The organism is Marinobacter sp. MMG032 (genome assembly GCF_040112695.1).
Classification (GTDB): domain Bacteria; phylum Pseudomonadota; class Gammaproteobacteria; order Pseudomonadales; family Oleiphilaceae; genus Marinobacter; species Marinobacter salsuginis.
Genome location: NZ_CP157802.1, coordinates 3880145 through 3898570 on the forward strand (window position 1 = coordinate 3880145; position 18426 = coordinate 3898570).

Annotated in this window: 18 protein-coding genes; 11 read left to right on the top strand and 7 right to left on the bottom strand. The window is 60.8% G+C overall.

All coding sequences use genetic code 11. The features are described 5' to 3' along the window. Positions 1-9: 9 nt before the first annotated feature. Entirely contained in the window at positions 10-2292 is a 2283-nt protein-coding gene (locus ABNF92_RS17845) for an ATPase, T2SS/T4P/T4SS family (protein ID WP_349342907.1), read from the top strand. Continuing rightward, positions 2289-3392, top strand: coding sequence for an AAA family ATPase (locus ABNF92_RS17850; protein WP_291906794.1), 1104 nt, complete (start codon positions 2289-2291; stop codon positions 3390-3392). Before ABNF92_RS17845 ends, ABNF92_RS17850 begins: the two co-directional genes overlap by 4 nt. Here ABNF92_RS17850 and ABNF92_RS17855 read toward each other — a convergent pair. Further along, positions 3378-3695: an EscU/YscU/HrcU family type III secretion system export apparatus switch protein gene (locus tag ABNF92_RS17855; protein WP_291906797.1), complete on the bottom strand. Its 318-nt coding sequence runs from the start codon at positions 3693-3695 to the stop codon at positions 3378-3380. The genes ABNF92_RS17850 and ABNF92_RS17855 overlap by 15 nt on opposite strands. After that, on the bottom strand, positions 3692-5074 hold the full coding sequence (locus ABNF92_RS17860; RefSeq protein ID WP_349342908.1) for a flagellar hook-length control protein FliK: 1383 nt from the start codon (positions 5072-5074) through the stop codon (positions 3692-3694). Before ABNF92_RS17860 ends, ABNF92_RS17855 begins: the two co-directional genes overlap by 4 nt. 132 nt (positions 5075-5206) lie before the next feature. Between ABNF92_RS17860 and ccmA the strand changes: the two genes are divergently transcribed. From ccmA to ccmI, 9 genes are all read left to right on the top strand, one after another. Further along, positions 5207-5845 carry a cytochrome c biogenesis heme-transporting ATPase CcmA gene (ccmA, locus tag ABNF92_RS17865; protein ID WP_349342909.1) on the top strand — a complete coding sequence of 213 codons (639 nt, stop codon included), beginning with the start codon at positions 5207-5209 and terminating at the stop codon, positions 5843-5845. Continuing rightward, complete coding sequence (gene ccmB, locus ABNF92_RS17870) at positions 5835-6560, top strand: heme exporter protein CcmB (protein WP_209396886.1); 726 nt, start codon at positions 5835-5837, stop codon at positions 6558-6560. The genes ccmA and ccmB overlap by 11 nt, the downstream gene beginning before the upstream one ends. Before the next feature lie 31 nt (positions 6561-6591). Continuing rightward, a complete protein-coding gene (gene ccmC / locus ABNF92_RS17875; RefSeq protein WP_349342910.1) occupies positions 6592-7335 on the top strand; it encodes a heme ABC transporter permease CcmC in 744 nt (247 codons plus the stop codon). A gap of 3 nt (positions 7336-7338) precedes the next feature. Then, on the top strand, positions 7339-7569 hold the full coding sequence (gene ccmD / locus ABNF92_RS17880) for a heme exporter protein CcmD (RefSeq protein WP_069183216.1): 231 nt from the start codon (positions 7339-7341) through the stop codon (positions 7567-7569). 14 nt (positions 7570-7583) lie between these two features. After that, complete coding sequence (gene ccmE / locus ABNF92_RS17885; RefSeq protein WP_136629808.1) at positions 7584-8054, top strand: cytochrome c maturation protein CcmE; 471 nt, start codon at positions 7584-7586, stop codon at positions 8052-8054. Positions 8055-8091: 37 nt separating this feature from the next. After that, entirely contained in the window at positions 8092-10098 is a 2007-nt protein-coding gene (locus tag ABNF92_RS17890) for a heme lyase CcmF/NrfE family subunit (protein ID WP_153633595.1), read from the top strand. Continuing rightward, a complete protein-coding gene (locus tag ABNF92_RS17895; protein ID WP_069183219.1) occupies positions 10095-10631 on the top strand; it encodes a DsbE family thiol:disulfide interchange protein in 537 nt (178 codons plus the stop codon). The genes ABNF92_RS17890 and ABNF92_RS17895 overlap by 4 nt, the downstream gene beginning before the upstream one ends. After that, complete coding sequence (locus ABNF92_RS17900) at positions 10631-11104, top strand: cytochrome c-type biogenesis protein (RefSeq protein ID WP_209396889.1); 474 nt, start codon at positions 10631-10633, stop codon at positions 11102-11104. Before ABNF92_RS17895 ends, ABNF92_RS17900 begins: the two co-directional genes overlap by 1 nt. Positions 11105-11172: 68 nt before the next feature. Further along, positions 11173-12441, top strand: coding sequence for a c-type cytochrome biogenesis protein CcmI (gene ccmI, locus ABNF92_RS17905; protein ID WP_349342911.1), 1269 nt, complete (start codon positions 11173-11175; stop codon positions 12439-12441). Between the two features lie 3 nt (positions 12442-12444). Here the strand turns inward: ccmI and ABNF92_RS17910 are convergent, their stop codons facing one another. The 5 genes from ABNF92_RS17910 to ABNF92_RS17930 are packed head-to-tail and all read right to left on the bottom strand — an operon-like array spanning position 12445 to position 18409. Beyond that, positions 12445-14181, bottom strand: coding sequence for a BatD family protein (locus ABNF92_RS17910; RefSeq protein ID WP_349342912.1), 1737 nt, complete (start codon positions 14179-14181; stop codon positions 12445-12447). Continuing rightward, the gene (locus ABNF92_RS17915) at positions 14175-15986 is read right to left on the bottom strand and encodes a VWA domain-containing protein (RefSeq protein ID WP_349342913.1); all 1812 of its coding nucleotides are present in this window, start codon (positions 15984-15986) and stop codon (positions 14175-14177) included. The genes ABNF92_RS17910 and ABNF92_RS17915 overlap by 7 nt, the downstream gene beginning before the upstream one ends. Beyond that, positions 15976-17007 carry a VWA domain-containing protein gene (locus tag ABNF92_RS17920; protein ID WP_349342914.1) on the bottom strand — a complete coding sequence of 344 codons (1032 nt, stop codon included), beginning with the start codon at positions 17005-17007 and terminating at the stop codon, positions 15976-15978. The genes ABNF92_RS17915 and ABNF92_RS17920 overlap by 11 nt, the downstream gene beginning before the upstream one ends. Continuing rightward, on the bottom strand, positions 17001-17471 hold the full coding sequence (locus ABNF92_RS17925; protein ID WP_069183225.1) for a DUF4381 domain-containing protein: 471 nt from the start codon (positions 17469-17471) through the stop codon (positions 17001-17003). The genes ABNF92_RS17920 and ABNF92_RS17925 overlap by 7 nt, the downstream gene beginning before the upstream one ends. Continuing rightward, positions 17468-18409 carry a DUF58 domain-containing protein gene (locus tag ABNF92_RS17930; RefSeq protein ID WP_136629802.1) on the bottom strand — a complete coding sequence of 314 codons (942 nt, stop codon included), beginning with the start codon at positions 18407-18409 and terminating at the stop codon, positions 17468-17470. Before ABNF92_RS17930 ends, ABNF92_RS17925 begins: the two co-directional genes overlap by 4 nt. Positions 18410-18426 lie beyond the last annotated feature (17 nt).

An 18426-nucleotide genomic window follows, 5' to 3' on the forward strand; every position in this document is an offset into this window, starting at 1 on the left:
CGCTGTTGAATGAAGAGAGTTTATCCGAGGGCCCTTGAGGCCCTCCGATCTGTATCCCGCCATGATTTTGTTTCCGGTTCTGATCTGGTTCCATCGATAACCGGCCATTCCATCCCCCGCGAAGAAACCGTCAGCCACATTCTCTCCCTGTTGCCAGAGATCGAACCGGATCAGGTGGTGATGCACGTGGGTGGTGGCTCCGGATATCTCGCCGCTGTGCTATCAGGCCTGGCCCATCGGGTAATCTATCTGGAAAAAAACGCCGTTGTCGCCGAGGCCGCCAGGGAGCGATTCTTCCGGCTCGGTATGCATAATGTGGATGTTCTGGTGGCCAGTGCGGAAGACGCACCGGAACCGGATCCCCTTTGCGATCTCGTTTTGTGCACAACGTTTATCACCGAGCGCCACGTTCTGGCCCGGTTGGTGCGGCAAGGAGGGCACCTGGTTTGCCTGGAGGGGCGCGCCGGACCTGTTCCGAGCCTCGCCATGTTTGTGCGCCGTGACGCGGGACTGGAGCGGGTGAGGACACTGGGGTGGGTCGATTTCAATCGCAATGTTGAGCAGATCCTCATCGATCAGGGCCTTGTGGATGACAAGATCCTGGCCGAAGCGAAGGCGGAGGCGGCCAAGCAGAATTGCCGCCTGCTTGAAGTTCTCCGGCGCAAACTGAATCTTGAAGAGATGGATCTCTATCGATCTCTTGCCAGCCAGCGTGGCATGACGTTAACCGATGCCGACGAGATTCTGCCTGAGCTCCACCCGGCGCTGTTCCGCCGGTTTTCCCGGACGTTTCTGGACCTGTCGCGACTGATCCCCATCGCCGAGGAAGATGGCCGGATCACCGTTGTGACCGATGATCCGGATGCCCGCACCGATCAGCTTGAGCGCCTGAGCCCCAACCAGGTGGTTGATTGCCTGCTGGTGACTCCCACAGACTTCCGCCGTCTCTGGTCAGCACTCGATCTGACCGCGAAGGGCCGCAATTTCGTGGCGGATCATGGGCCGGGCCCGGAACAGTCAGACCATGCAAACGGCAGTACTGATCAGTTGTTGGGCAACGATCCTAAAAACAAGCACGTCAGCCCCTATCTGGTGTCTGTTTACGAGGCCATCCTGTTGGATGCCGTGAGCGAAAAAGCCAGTGATATTCACATCGAACAGTACGGTGACCGGATTCGCATCCGCCTGCGGGTGGATGGTGATCTCCATGATCTGCCCCAGTACCAGTTGTCGCCCCGGGAGATAAAAGGGGTGATCAACGTGATCAAGCTGCGGGCGGAACTGAACATCGCCGAGCACCGACTGCCTCAGGGCGGGCGATCCCGACTTCAGCTTGGCGACATGGCCTACGACCTGCGAATCCAGACCCAACCCTCGTTGCATGGCGAGCACGCGATTATCCGGCTGTTGCCGCAGACAGGCCGGGCCATGACCATCGCCGAGCTCGGCATGTCACCGATGATCGGTGCCCGCTACCAGCGATTGCTCGACAACCCGGCGGGGCTGGTGCTGGTGGTGGGGCCGACCGGCTCCGGCAAGTCCACCACCCTGTATGCCGGGCTGCAGACTCTTGCCGATGATGGGCGGCGGAAAGTGATTACGGTGGAGGACCCCATCGAGTATTCCATCGATAACATCCAGCAGACCCGGGTTCGCTCGGAAATCGGCTTTGGTTTCGCCGACGCCATGAGAGCGTTTGTCCGGGAAGATCCGGATGTCATTCTGGTGGGCGAGATCCGCGATCAGGAAACGGCATTGGAGGCGATCAGGGCTTCCCAGACCGGGCACGTGGTTCTGTCGACGCTGCACTGCAACGACGCGGTGGATTCACTGCAACGCCTCTACGATCTTGGGATCCATCCCAACTCCATCGCCGGTGAGCTGCTGGCCGTTATTGCCCAGCGCCTGGCGAAGCGTATCTGCAAGCATTGCAGCCAGCCTGCCGAGCCAGATCCGGTGATTCTGTCCGAGGTGTTTCCCGATGGCCCGCCGGCGGATTTCCGCTGTTTTGAAGGCGCCGGCTGCGATAAATGCAACGGGCGTGGCACCCAGGGCCGGGTGGCGATTGTTGAGTATATGGAAGTCGATTCGGACATCCGCAACGCCATTTCGAGCCAACCGCCCATCGGGGAACTGCGGTGGCGCGCCCTTGATGCCGGCCTGGTGACCATGCGCGACAGCGCCCTGGATCATGTGATTGAAGGCATTATCCCGCTTTCCGAACTGCCGCGGATTCTCCCCAGGGAGCGCATGGCACCGGAAGTCCGTGGCGGCCGCAGGAGTCAGCAATGAGCAACAAGCAATCTGTTAACAAGGCGGCCCAGCGGGAACCCGTGGAAGTGGTCTATGGCGCTGAGCTGGACAAGCTCAGAGGCCTTGATCATGGTCCGGTGCCACCCGGCTGGTTAATGTCTCCGCGGGCGGTGGAAAAGTTCGTGATGGGGGATGAGAAACTCGGCATTGAGCGGAAATTCGTTGCCGAACGGGCCATGGTGGTCCGGATCATCATTTCCCTGTGTACCAGCCGCGGCTGCCTTCTGGTGGGCGAGCCTGGCACGGCCAAATCCTGGTTGTCGGAATTACTGGCCGCCGCCATTTCGGGGAACTCTACACTGACCCTGCAGGGTGGGGCGGTGAACAGTGTGGGCCAACTGCTGTACAGCTGGAACGAGGCGGTGCTGCGTACCGATGGTCCCTGTCTGAAAGCATTGGTGCCCAGCCCCTTGCTGCGGGGCATGATAGAGGGGCGAATGGTCCGGTTTGAAGAGATTGCCCGCTGTCCCCAGGCGCTTCAGGACGCGCTGTTGTCGGTTCTTTCCGACAGGGTGGTGGTGATTCCCGAGCTGGCAGGTGATGACGGCGTGGTACTCGCGCGGGAAGGTTTCAACGTGATCGCCACGTCCAACAGCATCGATGAGGGTGTTCACCGCATGAGTGCCGCGCTTAAACGGCGGATGGATTTTGAGGAAATCCGGCCGATCCGAAACCTGTCCGACGAAATGGATGTCGTTCTGCGGGAGGTTCGCAGGGCCAATGGTCGGGCCGGAATTGAGGTGGCGCTGGAGGAGTCGGTCATCGAGATCCTCGTGACCATGTTCCACGAGTTACGCAACGGCCAGACCCTGGACGGACGCAGTACCGATCGCCTCGCCGGCTCGGCGCTGTCTACGGCAGAAGCCGTATCGGTCGCCCACGCGGCCAGTCTCAATGCCTGGTATTACGGTGGGGGCAGCATCACGGTGGAGCAGTTGATGCATCACATCGTAGGCTCCGCACTCAAGGACCAGCCTGAAGACCGGCGCAGGCTGCGCCATTACTTTGAAACAACAGTGGCGCCCAGACGGGGTGACAACTGGCAGCAGGCCTGGGCGCTGCGCTCACTCATTCACTGAGTCGTCCGTTGGCGTACCGGGTTTGCGGTCCTCGGGAGTCAGGCCCCGAATGTGAAAGGCAAACGCCAGGATTTCCGCAATCACCCGGTACAGCGACTCGGGGATTTCTTCATTTAGCGACAGGCGCGCCAGAATGCTGGCCAGCTCCGGGTTTTCGTAAAGAGGCACATTGTGCTCCCGGGCAATGCGGATGATTTCCTCGGCCAGTTCGTGAGTGCCGGTGGCGCTGATGGTGGGCGCTTTTTCGCCATCGTATTTAAGCGCAACCGCCGCTCTGCCCGGGTGTTCTGTCTCTGTTGTCATGCTCGGGTATCCACCAGTCTGTGTTCGAGTCGGGTGGCGCTGCTCTGGGGCGTCCCGCGGCGGCAGTCCAGGTCGGTCACTTCCAGGCCGAGGTCGGTCAGGCTCTGGCGCAATGCGGGCAGTTCCTGGTTCACCTGGCGCAGGGTTGCCTGTTTTTCTGCCCACACACGGGCGCTTACTGCCTGCTGGCGGAGGGCGACATCGAAGTGCAGGGGGCCGGCCTCATCCAGATCCATGGTCAGCGACAGACGCCACTCGGCCGTGGTGGTTTTCCCGGATCTGCCCTCTGATTCCCTGTCTTCAGGGTACTGTTCGATCCGAACCTGAGCGAGTCTTGGCTCGTTCTGGGGTGTCAGCCAGGGCAGATCGAGTACCAGGGTGGAAGCAGGTGCCGGCCCCGGCGCCTCGCCGCCACCACGGGCCGTGAGTACCTGGCTGTGCAATTGGTTGACGGTTATCCGGTTAAGCATCCCGGCCAGCAGGCGGAGCATCTGGCCCACGGTCGGCGCATCACCACTACCGGGGGGCTGGGGTGTGGCGAGGGGTTGGGGAAACTGCAAGGGTGCCTGCATGAGTTCCGGCGTTGAGATAGGGGTCAGCCGGTTGAAGTGTTCCGGTGTGCTGCCCTGGTGGGCAAGCAAGGCGGAAATCACCCTGCCAAGTGCCAGCTTGAGATCGGGTAACTGGGCAGAGGGTGTCTGGGACAGGCGTGACTCGGCGAACAGGCCGCTTTCCGACAGCCATTGGCGGACCTGCTGCGGTGTCGTTTCGTGGTTGCCGGCACCGGGGGTCAAGCTGTTCCCCGATGGCAGCCTTGCCACTATTTGTTCAATAGCCTGCCGGGCGGCCGACGGAAGAGGTTGGGGACTTAGGGATGACGGCAGTTGGCCTGGTAGTGGTTCCTGACGGACTCCCTGTGTCAGTGTGCCCAACAGCCTTGCCAGGCCTGCGTCCAGGGTTTGTTGCCAGGGCAGTCGCTGGGCCAGGGCCCGGGCGATCCCGGCCTCCGGCGCGGGCGCCAGTTTGCCCATCAGCTGCAGCTCATTGCCCGCCCGCATTACCTTTACCCAGTCACCGGTCGCCAGCTCGGTCTTGCCAACGGCGGCCTGGACAAGAAGTGACTTGCCGCGAATGTCCAGCAAAAGGTCTGCGCTGTTGCCGCCCTGACGGTTGATGATCTCTGCGACCCGGGCCAGGGTTGTTTCCCGGTTTTTCAACTGTAGTTGGTCGAGCAGCTGCCTGGCAGAGGCCGGCAGGGGCTCCCGGGCCGATTCGGTTGTGACCGACGGCCGGGAAGTCTGCGTTGCTGGCTGGGCCGGGGGTGTCGGGGGCTGTTGTCCGCTGGGTAGTTTCATGGTCACTGATTTGATGTTGAGCAAGAGTAATCCGCCGGCGCTTTCGTTATAATACGCCGCGCCGGCAGGTCATGCGCGAACAATGCTCTTGGCCGTCGATGTCACGAATGCACCCGATGCCGTCTTCACGTGCATCGTCCTGGTTACGGGGACCTGATGTCTGAGCCGTTATTACAGGCTGTCGAACTGCAGTGCGAACGGGATGAACGGATCCTGTTCCGTGACCTGTCGTTCTCCATACTGCCCGGTACGGTCACCCGTGTCGAGGGGCCGAACGGCTCTGGAAAGACCACGTTGCTGCGGATGCTGGCCGGTCTGAACGATGCCTGGTCCGGCAATCTCTTCTGGTGCGGCCAACCCAGGTCAGCTCAGCGGGAGGAGTTTCTCCGGAATACCCTGTACCTTGGCCATCGTCCAGGCATCAAGCCATTGCTGACACCCCTGGAAAATCTCCGGGCACTGACGGCGGGGCGGCGTCCGCTGCCGGACCCCGTTTTGCGTCAGGCGCTTGAAGGTACCGGTCTGGCGGGGTTTCAGGATGTGTCCTGTCGGAATCTCTCTGCCGGTCAGCAACGGCGGGTGGCCCTGGCGCGCCTGTTGATTGCCGATGAGCCTCTCTGGTTGCTCGATGAGGTTTTTACCGCCATTGATTCGGCCGGCGTCAGCGCCATTGAGAACCTGCTTCAACAGCGCGCCTCCGAGGGAGGTGCAGTGGTTGTGACGACGCACCACGATCTGAATTTGCCCGGGATGCAGCGCATTGTTCTGGGTGGAGGTGCGGCCAATGAATGCTGATTGCCGGCCGGTACTGAGTTTGCAACAGGACAGCGTCGGTGCACTGGCCGCGATGAAGGCTGTGTTTGCCCGGGATATGAAGGTGGCCTTCCGGCAGCGCCAGGATCTGCTTAATCCGCTCCTGTTTTTCGTGATGGTTGTAAGTCTTTTTCCCCTCGGGGTCAGTCCGGAAGTGGCATTTTTGCGCGAGTCCGGAGCCGGTATCCTGTGGGTGGCGGCATTGCTATCGGTGCTGTTGTCGCTGGACCATTTGTTTCGCCATGATTTCGATGATGGCACGCTTGAGCAGCTCGTGCTTCAGCCCCAGCCCCTGTTTCTGCTGGTATTGGCCAAAACGGCGGCGCACTGGGTGCTGACAGGCTTGCCACTGGTGGTGCTCACGCCGGTTTTGGGCGTAATGGTTCATCTCGACGGGAACTCCATCGGAGTTTTGTGTCTAACGCTGCTGATCGGTACACCGGTGTTGAGCCTGATAGGGGCAATCGGCGCGGCACTGACACTTGGATTACGGTCGGCGGGGGTACTCTTGTCCCTGCTGATCATTCCGCTGTACATTCCCGTCCTGATCTTTGGCACGGGAACAGTGGCTTCGGCCGCGGAGGGCGCTCCCGTGGGCGCCTATCTCGCTTTGATGGGCGCATTTCTGGTGCTCGCGCTGACTCTGGCGCCCTTCGCATCGGCAGCGGCGCTGCGTATCAGCCTGTCTAACGGGTAAAACAAGGTAACGGTAGGACGGTGACCATCTGATGTGGCAATTTTTTCACAAGCTGGGTTCTCCCAAATGGTTCTTCGGGATTGCAACCCGGCTGATGCCCTGGCTGCTGGCGGGTGGGATCCTGCTGTTGATGGCGGGCATTGTCTGGGGGCTGGCCTTTGCGCCCAAGGATTACCTGCAGGGCAACAGCTACCGGATTATTTTCATTCACGTGCCGACGGCCTTTCTCGCCCAATCTATCTACGTAATGATGGCAGTGGCAGCCGTTGTCACTCTGGTCTGGCGTATGAAACTGGCCGATGTGTTCGTGAAGTCGGTCGCTCCGGTGGGCCTGGTGCTGACTTTTCTTTCCCTGTTCACCGGTGCTGTCTGGGGCAAGCCCACCTGGGGCACCTGGTGGGTTTGGGACGCCCGACTGACCTCGATGCTGATCCTGCTGTTCCTGTACGGGGGCGTGATTGCGCTGGACAGGGCGATTAACGACGAAAAATCTGCTGCTCGGGCGGTAGCGGTGCTGGTGCTGGTCGGGGTGGTGAATATACCGATTATCCAGTACTCCGTTGAGTGGTGGAATACGTTACACCAGCCGTCGACGTTCAAGCTGACGGAAAAGCCGTCCATGCCGGCAGAGATGTGGGTCCCGTTGCTGTTGTCTGTCCTCGGGTTGTACCTGCTCTTCGGCTGGCTGGCGTGTTTGCGCATGCAGACCGAGATTCTCTTACGCGAACAGAGAACGCGCTGGGTTAAAGATTACGTGTTGGCCGGGAGGGGCTGAAGTATGGCATTTGATTCCTTTTCGGCATTTATGGTGATGGAAGGTCATGGGCCCTACGTCTGGTCCTGTTACGCTGCCTTCTTCCTGCTGATGATTGGCCTCATGGTGTGGTCCCTGCGCCGCCGCAAAGCTGCCATTGAGGCCTGCCGTCGGGGTTATGAGTTTCAGGCAGGCCGGCAGGATGCATCGGCTTCGGCAGCGTCCTTCACCCGCGTCAAGGTTTCCCAAGACTGAAAGGCAGATGACTGATGCATCCAATCCGAAAAAAGCGGCTGACCATTGTCCTGTTCCTGTTGGTGGGACTGGGCATTGCCGTGGGTTTGACCACCTACGCGCTGCGACAGAATATCAACCTGTTTTACGACCCCACTCAGATTTCTGCCGGTGAAGCTCCGGTCGATGTCAGAATCCGGGCCGGTGGCATGGTCGAGGAGGGTTCGGTTCGGCGTGATCCGGACAGCCTGAAGGTTGAGTTCAAGGTGACCGACTTCAACGCATCTGTGCCGGTCCAGTACACCGGTATCCTTCCGGATCTGTTTGCCGAGGGGCAGGGCGTGGTTGCCATGGGCCGGCTGGATGAAAACGGCCGCTTTGTGGCCGATCAGGTGCTTGCCAAGCACGATGAAAACTATATGCCGCCGGAAGTCGCCGACGCACTGGAGAAGGCCTCCAAGGGCCAGCACAAAGCCAGTGGTAGTGCGGAAACCGTGTCCTACTAATCAATTTATCTGACAGCCTGGTTTCTGGAGGCCTTTGATGTATCCCGAACTCGGACAGCTTGCACTGATTCTCGCGCTGTTGTTGGCAGTGCTCCTTTCCGTAGTCCCCCTGGCCGGTTCCCTGACCGGCAGGGACAATCTTCAGGCCTTTGCCAGGCCCCTGGCATCCGGCATGTTTGTGTTTGTGGGGCTTGCCTTTGCCGTCCTGACCCATGCGTTTGTGACTGATGACTTTTCAGTGGCCTATGTGGCCAATAACAGCAACAGCCTGTTGCCCTGGTATTACAAGTTCAGCGCTGTATGGGGCGGGCACGAGGGCTCACTGCTGCTCTGGATTTTGATGCTGGCGGGCTGGACTCTGGCGGTGGCTATCTTCAGCCGTCGCCTGCCGGCGGTGATGATTTCCCAGGTGCTCTCGGTGCTGGGCATGGTCTGTGTCGGCTTCCTGCTGTTTATCGTTATCACCTCCAATCCCTTTGACCGTCTGCTGCCCAATGTGCCTGCCGATGGCACGGATCTGAACCCCTTGCTCCAGGATTTCGGACTGATCGTCCATCCGCCCATGCTTTACATGGGCTACGTCGGGTTTGCGGTGGCCTTTGCCTTTGCCATTGCCGCTCTCATTAACGGCCGTCTCGATGCCGCCTGGGCACGTTGGTCGCGGCCCTGGACCACAGTTGCCTGGGCGTTTCTCTCCCTTGGTATCGCCCTGGGAAGCTGGTGGGCCTACTACGAACTTGGCTGGGGTGGCTGGTGGTTCTGGGACCCGGTTGAGAATGCCTCATTGTTACCCTGGCTTTCCGGGACGGCCCTGATGCATTCGCTGGCTGTCACCGAAAAGCGCGGTGTGTTCAAGAGCTGGACCGTGCTGCTGGCCATTGTCACCTTCGCACTCAGCCTGCTGGGTACCTTCCTGGTCCGTTCTGGCGTACTGACTTCGGTTCACGCCTTCGCATCTGATCCGGAGCGGGGCACTTTCCTGTTGGGCCTGTTGGCGGTCACAGTGATCGCCAGTCTGGCACTGTATGCGTTCAGGGCGCCGGTGGTGCATGTCCGCTCCCGGTATGGCTCTTTGTCTCGGGAAGTGTTCCTGCTGCTCAACAACGTGTTGCTGGTGTCCGCCACGCTTCTTGTGGCAGTCGGCACGCTGTATCCGTTGGTGCTTGATTACCTGGAACTCGGCAAACTGTCGATTGGCGAGCCCTTCTTCAACCTGACGTTCAGCCCCCTGGCGGTGGCAACAGGCCTGTTATTGGGCGCCGGTATCTTCTCCCGCTGGAAGAAAACCGATGGCGGCTGGCTGGCGCGAAAGCTTCTGTGGCCCCTGGCAATCAGCATTGTGGGTACCACGGCGGTTCTGATTGGCTACGGGGGCTTCAAGCCCTGGGCGTTCCTGGGCATTTTCTCCGCCCTGTGGGTAACCGTTGCCACGTTCTGGGATCTGTGGGACAAGTCTTCTTCCCGGAAAGGTCGCCTTCACGGCCTCAAGCGGCAGTCCCGCAGCTATTATGGCATGGTGCTCGGGCATCTGGGTCTGGCAATTACCATGGCTGGGGCTACGGTGGTTTCCAACTACGGCATCGAGCGTGACGTACGTATGGTACCCGGCGATGTCGCGACCGTCGGCGATTATCAATTTGTGTTCAGGGATATCGGTGCCCGCCAGGGTCCCAATTTTACGGCTCAATATGGCACTTTCGATGTCATGTTGGATGGTGAGCGTGTATCCGTGCTTCATCCCGAGAAACGCCAGTACTCCGTTGGTATGAGCGTCATGACCGAGGCGGACATCGACGCCGGTTTGTTCCGGGATATCTTCGTGGCCATTGGTGAACGCATCACCGACGAGGCCTGGGCCATCCGGCTGCAGTACAAACCACTGGTTCGCTGGCTCTGGCTGGGCTCGCTCTTTATGGCGGCTGGCGGCTTCCTGGCGATTGCCGATCGCCGCTATCGAATCCGGGAGGGAGCTGACAAAAAGGCGCAGGCCGGTACAGCCTCTCCTGAGCCCGGCCCTGCGACGTCCGCCGGAGCGACCTCATGAAGCGGTTCCTGCTTTTTCTGCCGTTACTGGTCGCCCTTGTTGTCGGCGTGGTGTTATTCGCGGGCATCGGCAAGGATCCAACCAAGCTTGAGTCGGCCCTGGTCGGCAAACCGGTTCCTGAGTTCAGCCTGCGGGATCTGCATAACCCGGATGCCATGCTGGACCAGAGCCTGTTCCGGGGCCAGGTTTCGCTGTTGAATGTCTGGGGTACCTGGTGCCCAGCCTGCAAGGATGAGCACGACGACCTGATGTGGCTGGCCGAGGAGAAAGGCGTCAACATCATCGGCCTGAACTACAAGGACAACCGCGACGATGCCCTGGTCTGGCTCGACCGTCTGGGCGACCCGTACCGGAAAATCATCTATGACCCCCGCGGCACCCTCGGATTTGATCTGGGTGTGTACGGTGCGCCGGAAACCTTCGTAATTGATGCCGGTGGCGTGGTTCGCTATCGCCACGTGGGTGTGGTCAATGAGACGGTCTGGGAACAGACGTTGCTGCCCGTGATCAACGATGTTCAGGGGAACGGCTGATGCTACGGATCGTTAATTTCCTGTTGGTGCTCTTGCTTTCCGGAGGCGCTGCGGCCGAGGTAGCCGATGTTTACGATTTTTCGGATCGGGCCCAGGAGCAACGCTACCAGAACCTGATCGAAGAACTGCGCTGCCCGAAATGCCAGAACCAGAACATCGCCGATTCCAACGCGCCGATCTCCAAGGATATGCGGGATGCGGTCTACCGGATGATGAAAGACGGTGCCAGTAACGAGGAGATTGTTGAATCCCTGGTTGGCAGGTTCGGTGAGTTCGTTCGCTACAAACCCGAGCTGGACAGCCGGACCTTTCTGCTCTGGGCGACACCAGCCATTGCGGTCTTGGGTGGGCTTCTGGTGGTGGCCGGTGTGGTCATCCGCTCCCGGCGGGCAGGGCCGGAAAGCCCGGCGTTGAGTGCCGAAGAGCAGGCCCGGGTCAACAAAATGCTGGCAGACCAGGACAAACCGTCCTGAACCTGGCCCTGCCCGGGATGCAGTGGTTGCTACCTCATTCTAAATTCTGAACCTGTGACTGAAACTCCATGACTGACACTTTCTGGATTGCCGCAACGGTACTGATCATTCTTGCCCTTTCGTTTGTGTTGTACCCGGTCTTTTTTCACCGGCTGGGCGCGAGAAAGCAGACGGACCTGAAAAACCAGAATCTGATGGCCTATCGCTCCAGGATGAAGGAGCTCGATAGCGAATACGAGGCCGGTATTCTGGACGACGAGAATTATCGCCAACTCAAGGAAGAGCTCGCTGGAAGCATGCTGGACGATGTGCCGGAGCAGGAACAGGTCAGGCCGGTGATCAGTGGTCGAAGGAGTGCCATGGCAGTGGCACTGGTGTCGATTCTCCTGATCCCTGCGGCTACCGTATACCTGTATGAGCGTTGGGGCGCGATGGACCGGGTCGAGCAGTTCATCACCATGCAGGAAATGGGTGCTACTGACGGATCGAGACAGGCCCAGATGATTGAACTTTCAGGCCAGCTTCGGGAACGGCTGGAAGCCAGCCCGGATAATCCGGAGGGCTGGGCAATGCTGGGTCGCACCTACATGCGCCTGGAACAATACGACGATGCGGCCTGGGCATTCCGCCAGCTGGCGGACAGCGTGAATGACGATGACAGGGCAGAAGCCGTCGCCTATGGTCTGTCTGCGCAGGCGTTGTTCTTCGGTAGCCAGGGTGCCATGACACAGGAGGTAACCGCAGCTATTGAACAGGCCCGCCAGCTGAATCCGGATGAAGTGAACGCTCTGGGGTTGCTGGGCATCAACGCTTTCAGCCAGCAGAACTACCGTGAAGCCATCGAATACTGGGAGCGAATCGAAACGGTTGCTCCGGATCACCCGCAGATTGGCTCCATTCGCGAGGGGATTCGCGAAGCTTACACGCGTCTCGGGGAGGAGCCTCCGGCATCGGTGGCGGAAGCCGAAGCATCCGGAGCCGGAGTCACCGTTCGTGTGACGCTTGCCGAGGACCTGCGCGATCAGGTGCCCGCTGACACGACGCTATTCCTGTTCGCCCGCGAAGCCAATGTCCGGCAGGGTCCGCCACTCGCCGTGGCGCGGCTTACGGCCGAGCAACTGCCGGTGGAAATCCGTCTGGACGACCGCTATGCGATGTCACCCCAGGCTACCATTTCCAGTGTTGATGAGGTTGTTGTGACGGCCCGTCTCAGTCGTTCCGGCAGTGTCAGCGCCAAGGCGGGTGACTGGCAGGGCAGCACCGACCTGCCCATCGCGGTCAATGAAGGTCAGGACGCGCCGGTCGCCGTTGTGATTGATCAGCAGCTTATCGACTGATCCTCAGGACAGGCCTTTGGGGTAGAGCGGAGGGAGATCGGCGCTGGTTTCCGTCCGCCGGTGCCTCCGGAGCTGTTCAAGGGCCCGCGCCAGTGGTTGGCCGTCCCAGCTGTCGTTCTTGTGGCCGGGCGCAAAAAGCCGTGCCTGAAGCCTTCTGAGTTCTGCTGCCAGCGTCTCGTCATCGAAATGATCCACAACGTCAGACGCCGAGCGGAAGCCGTGGCCGGGCACGTGGAGATTGGCCCATTCCACGACCAGTTCCGGTGTTACCGCGGCGCCGCCCCTCGCCGCCCTGATCAGACGGTCGAACGCGGCATCTTCGTCCCGGTTGTCAGTTTGTGCTGGCGTGCTTTTCCTGCTTTTTCCTGACCACCACCATGCCACTAGCGTGCCTGCCCAGAGTATTCCCAGCAGCAGGGCGAACCACTGCCACAGCCGGGTTCGGTCGGACGCCGGGCTAGCCGAAGATTCCGTGCTGCTGACATCGGGTTCCGGGCCTGCATTGCCCTGATCGTTTTGCGGGGATGGGCTCGCGGCAGCGGTAGTCGGGTCTTTCACCGTCAGTGTTGTCTGTGGAATCGTGGCTACCCGCTCCTGATCGGCTTCCGTGTCCCACCAGACAATGCGTATGGCCGGCAGGGTCATCTGGCCGGGCTCCACGGGTACCAGGGCCACAGACTGGGTCAGTGAGGATGTGAGGCCAGCGAGTGTGGTCTCGGTCTGTCGTTCCGGCTCTTCGGGGTAACTTCTTAATCCGTCCGGTACCGCATCGGGCAGCGGTGGTAGTGCCTCCCCGGGAAGGCCCGCTGCCGTCAGCTTGATTTCGCGGGTCATGTTTTCACCGGTGGCCACCTCCAGCGATGGCGGAAGCCCGGACTCCTCAAGCGCCACGCCGGTTGCCGGCAGCCACGTTTCGCCACTGAATTGTGCAGGCACATCCTTCACCGGAACTTCAAACAGCTCCTCGCTGTCCCGCAGAAAACGAAGGTTGCCGGAAGCGTCCCTGGCCTGGCCCTCGAAACGGATCGCCGGCAGTTTCAGGGTACCCGCACGCTGAGGGAAGATCGCATACCGGCGTTCTACAACACGGTATCGGACTCCGTCACGATAGCGGGAGAATTCCTGTTGCCTGCCCAGGGATTCGATAATGACATGGGGATGGGTGGGCTCGGAGAGCTCTCCGCGAATCAGGTTACCCCGGAAGAAAAGCCGGACCGTCAGGATCAACTGCTCCTGGACATACACTTCATCTTTGTCGGCAGACAATTCGATAAAGCTGTCCCGACCGGGACTGGCCTGATCCGGTGGTGAGCCATCCACCACCTCTATGGTAACCGGCGCTGATACTGCCTCTTTAAAGGTGAGCGCCGGGATAGTCAGCTCGCCGGTGCGCTTCGGTGCAAGCTGGTAGGTCCAGGTAATCTCGCCCACCATCTGACTGTTCACGGTGCGGATGCTGTATTGCTGGTTCTGGGCCAGGATTTCAAAATCCGGCTCCACTTTCTCGATATCCGGCTTGGGCAGGCTGGACATGTCAAAGTCAAACAGGTTGCCCAGGTTGGTATCGATCTCCATGCTACCCTTCACAGTCAATGTCAGCACCTCGCCTTCGTAGAGGCGAGTACGGTCGGGTTCGACCGTCAGCTGCTGTGACTGTGCCTGGGCCGGCAGCCAGATTGCCGTCAGAAGCATGGCTAAAAGAAATTGACAGACGGCGGGTGTAATCAGCCGTTTTACCATGGTGTATCGCCCTCATCGGATGGAGTCTGGCGTTGTTGATACTGCTGCAGGAATTTGCGCTGCAGCAAGCCGCCCGGGTTATCAGGTACCCGTCTGAGCCATTGTTCCTGGCTCTGGGTCAGCGGCGTTTCGGAAATAGGGGCGGGCGCCTGTGCCTGGCCTGCGGTAGATTCCCCCTCGCCGGATGCCTGCTCGGGATTGCCTTGCTCACCTGGCTCCTGCTGATTCTGCTCATCGCCCTGATTGTTTGCTGAATCCTCGTTTCCGGACGCGGTCTGGCCGTTCCGGGGATCTCGCTGCTGATTGTTTCCCGAACCGCTGGAAGATTCGCTTTCACCGTTGCCGTCCTGGTTCTGGCGGCTCTGTTGCCGATTGCCCTGGTTTTCCTCGTTGCTGGAGGAGTCAGACGAATCCTGCTGGCCGCCTTCCTGATCCTGCTGCTGTTGATTCAGCAGCTCTTCGACAATCTTGCGATTGTGTCGGGCATCCTCCATGTCGGGTGCTTGCTCCAGGGCGGTATCGTAGGCGGCCAAAGCCTCCTGTAGTTTGCCGGCACGGGCCAGCGCGTTGCCACGGTTGTAACTGGCACGTGGGCCCTGCGACCGGGCGAATGCCTGGGCGGCGCTCTCGAATTGCCCGGAACGATACAGTGCGGATCCTCGCCATTCCGGGTCTTCCAGCTGCCGGGCAGCCGCCTCAGGACTTTTCTCGATCAGTTTCGGAGCTCTCTGGTCCTCCCGTTGCCAGAGATCATCCCAGCTTATGGCAGCAGCGGGCTGTGGCCAGACCGGCAGGAGGATCAGTGCGAGGGCACTGAATGCTCCGCGGCGCCAGCCAAGCAGAACCAGGGGAAGGGCTAGCCAGAGCAGCCAGTAGCCGTCGTCCTGCCAGCGACTGACCGTCAGGCCCTCCTCTGATTCCTGCCAGTCGTCGCTGTCCTTCGGGCTCAGGTTCAGGGAGTGAATATCGGTATCGTCGAGGGTCAGCTCGTGGCTTCGGCCGCCGGTGCTGCCAGCGAGTTGCGATAGTGCTTGCGGGTTGGCCCGACTGATAACGATGTCGTCGTTTTCACGGATAAATCCGCGCCGGGCCAGGGGAATTGGGCCACCCTCCTCGGTGCCGACAACGAGAGTGTTGAGGGCGTAACCGGTCCCGGAGAGCGTGTCCCGGATCATCCCGGTATAGCGATCGTTGATGTCGTCAGTGATCAGCAGGATCCGGCCCTCGCCCGGGGCCCCCTGCTGCAACAACTCTTTTGCCCGGGCAACCGCCAGGTCGGCCCGGTTGCCTGTGGCCGGCATGATGACCGGGTCCAGCACATTGAGCATGCCCTCAATCGTGCGGCCATCATCGGTGAGCGGGGTGACCACGTGGGCGTCGCCGGAAAAGACAAGCAGACCGGTCAGGCTGCCTTCCCGCAGCGCAAGGATATCCCGGATTTTTCGTTTGGCCTGCGTCAGGCGATCAGGTTCAACGTCTGTGGCCAGCATGGACAGGGAAAGGTCCAGAGCAATCACAAGGCTGTCGCCCGGTTGTTTCAGCGGGGTGGGTGCCTCCCGCCAAGCGGGGCCGGCCAGAGCCAGGGACAGGATGATCAGGGCGGCGGTGGCCGGGGCCAGAGGCGACTTTGCCGTTTTCCCCGAGCTGTCGTTGTGACGAATCAGCGGCGACAGCAAGCGGGCCGGAATAAGCCGTGACCAGCCGCTGTCGCCCAGGCGCATTTGCCGGAACGCCAGGTACAGGATCGGCAGCAGCAGAAGCAGCAAGAGCCAGAACGGCCGCAGAAAGTGAAAGTCAGCCCACATTCGCTTCCTCCTCCTTCCTGCTGCGCCGGGAGTCGGCAGCCAGCGCATGCCCGTAGCGAACAAGGAACAGGGCCAGCCATAGCAGGACCGCCAGGCCGGCAGGCCAGACATAAAGCTCGGTCACAGGCCGATAAAACCTACCCTCCAGCTCGATCGGTTCCAGTTGGTCGATGCTCTCATAAATCAGTTCCAGCTCCGGCAGGCTTCGCGCGCGGAAATACTCTCCGCCGGTTTGCTGGGCCATCCGGGTCAGCAGGTTTTCATCCAGGTCCCTGGATGGGTTTACCCGCCGTGAGCCCAGCAAGCCCCGCTGAACCATGGATTCGGCCCCAATGCCGATGGTGTAAAGCCGAATACTGGCAGCGGCGGCGATCTCGGTAGCCTTGTCCGGAGTGATTTCCCCGGCCGTGTTGGCGCCATCGGTCAGCAGGACTACAACGCGCTGGTCCTGGGGCCTGTCTCTCAGTCGCTTGGTGGCCAGACCCACCGCGTCGCCAATGGCAGTGGCGCGCCCGGCCATGCCAAGACCCGCCTCCCGCATCAGGGTCCTGACGGTTTCAAGATCGAAGGTCAGTGGGGCCTGAACATAGGGCTCAGTGCCGAACAGGATCAGACCGAGCCGGTCGCCCTGGCGGCGGGAAATGAAGTCATCAAGCACCCGCTTGACCGCCTGCAGGCGATTGATGCTCCGGCCCTGAAGAACCATATCCTGTTCGTCCATGCTGGGGGATATGTCGACAACCAGCATCAGATCCCGGCCGGAAACCGGCATTTGCACCTGCTCGCCCACGTGTTGGGGGCGTGCCAGGGCAATCACCAGAAGCGTCCACATTAGGAATAGTAACAGCTGCTGCCACAGTGGAACGGCATTGCCGCGACGACTGACACCGGGCAAGTCCGACAGCCAGTGACCGACCGGCAGCACCGGCGCATCCACCGACTGCCCCCCAGGCTTCCGCCATTTGACGATAAGCGGTATCAGTACGAGAAGCAGTAGCCAGGGCCAGGCAAGTGTCAGCATTTCTGACCTCCCAGCCACAACCGGGCGAACGCCAGTGCTTCGGCGGGTTCCGCCGAAACCGTCGGCCGCCAGGCACTCTGCACCAGTGCCTCGGCAACCGGCCTGGAGGCAACCCGGTCCCTTGGGGCGGTAGACAGAAGGAAGTTCACCCAGGCATCACCAGTCAGCGCTTCCGGATGCTGGTCAGGGTAGCGCTCCCGGGCGGCTTGTTTGAGCAGGGTATTCAATTGCGCAAACCACGCGGGGTCGGAGCTGGCTGAACCTTCCAGTCTCGCCAGCTGGGCGCGGGCGGATCGAAGCCACCGGTTTCGTTTCCGTCGCTTCAGGATAAGCCAGATCAGCGCTGCAAGTGCCGCAATGACCAGGACGGCCAGCATCCACCAGCCAGGAGCGGGTGGCCAGAAACCACCAGTCTCGGGCAGGTGTATGTCCCGGAGCTGGCTGAGCGGATCCTGCGGGTTCATCCGATGCGCCCTCCCGGCCCAAGCAGTAGTTTCAGGGTCGCCGCCGGATCTTCCGCCGTGGACACCTCTGCCATGGTGACCCCGGAGGTTCGGAAACAGTCTTCCAACCGGTGTTCGTGGTTGGTGACTTTCTCATGCCAGGCGCGCTGGAACCGGGGGTTTCCGGCGTCGAACCACACGGGACCGTCCGGGCCGGCAACCGCGAAGCGTCCACTTTTTGGCAGCTCCTTTTCGAGTGGGTCGACGATTCTCAGGGCGCTGACTGAATTGTGGCGGGCCAGGGCCCCGAGCAGCGTGCCTGTTTCTGCAGAAATATCCAGAAAATCACTGATCACGAAAATCCGGCTGCCGGTGTGGGCGACCCGGCGGGCCTCGGTAAGTGCCATGTCCAGCCTGCACTGGGCGGGTTGCTCGTCCTGTGCCGGCGCTTGGTTGTCCCGTCGTTGCTGTTCGTCCAGCGTGTCCAGCAACCGCAGCACCGATTTTTTACGACGGGCAGGGCGAAGAACACTCAGGGTCTCATCATTGAATACGATGCCTCCCACCTGGTCTCCCGACCACAGCGCAAGCCAGGCCAGAATGGCAGCGATCTGGGCACAGCGGACCTGTTTAAAGGCGCCGGTGCTGGCAAAAAAAAGGCTGGGGCCGAGATCGCACAGGAGCAGCACGGGCCTTTCCCGCTCCTCCTCATAGAGCTTTGTGTGTGGCTCCTGGCGGCGGGCGGTGACCCGCCAGTCGATGCTGCGGATGTCATCTCCGGGCTGGTACAGCCGGACTTCCGCAAACGCCATGCCGCGGCCGCGCTGGGGCGAGCGTTGCAAACCGGCCTGGCGTGAGCGCACTGGACGGGCGGAGGGCAGCTTCAATGCCCGGGCGTCCGCCTGCAAGCGGATCAGGTCCGGTAGGCTGATGTGGGTAATGGCTTCGCTGTGGCCCATGCCTGACGGCTCCCGTG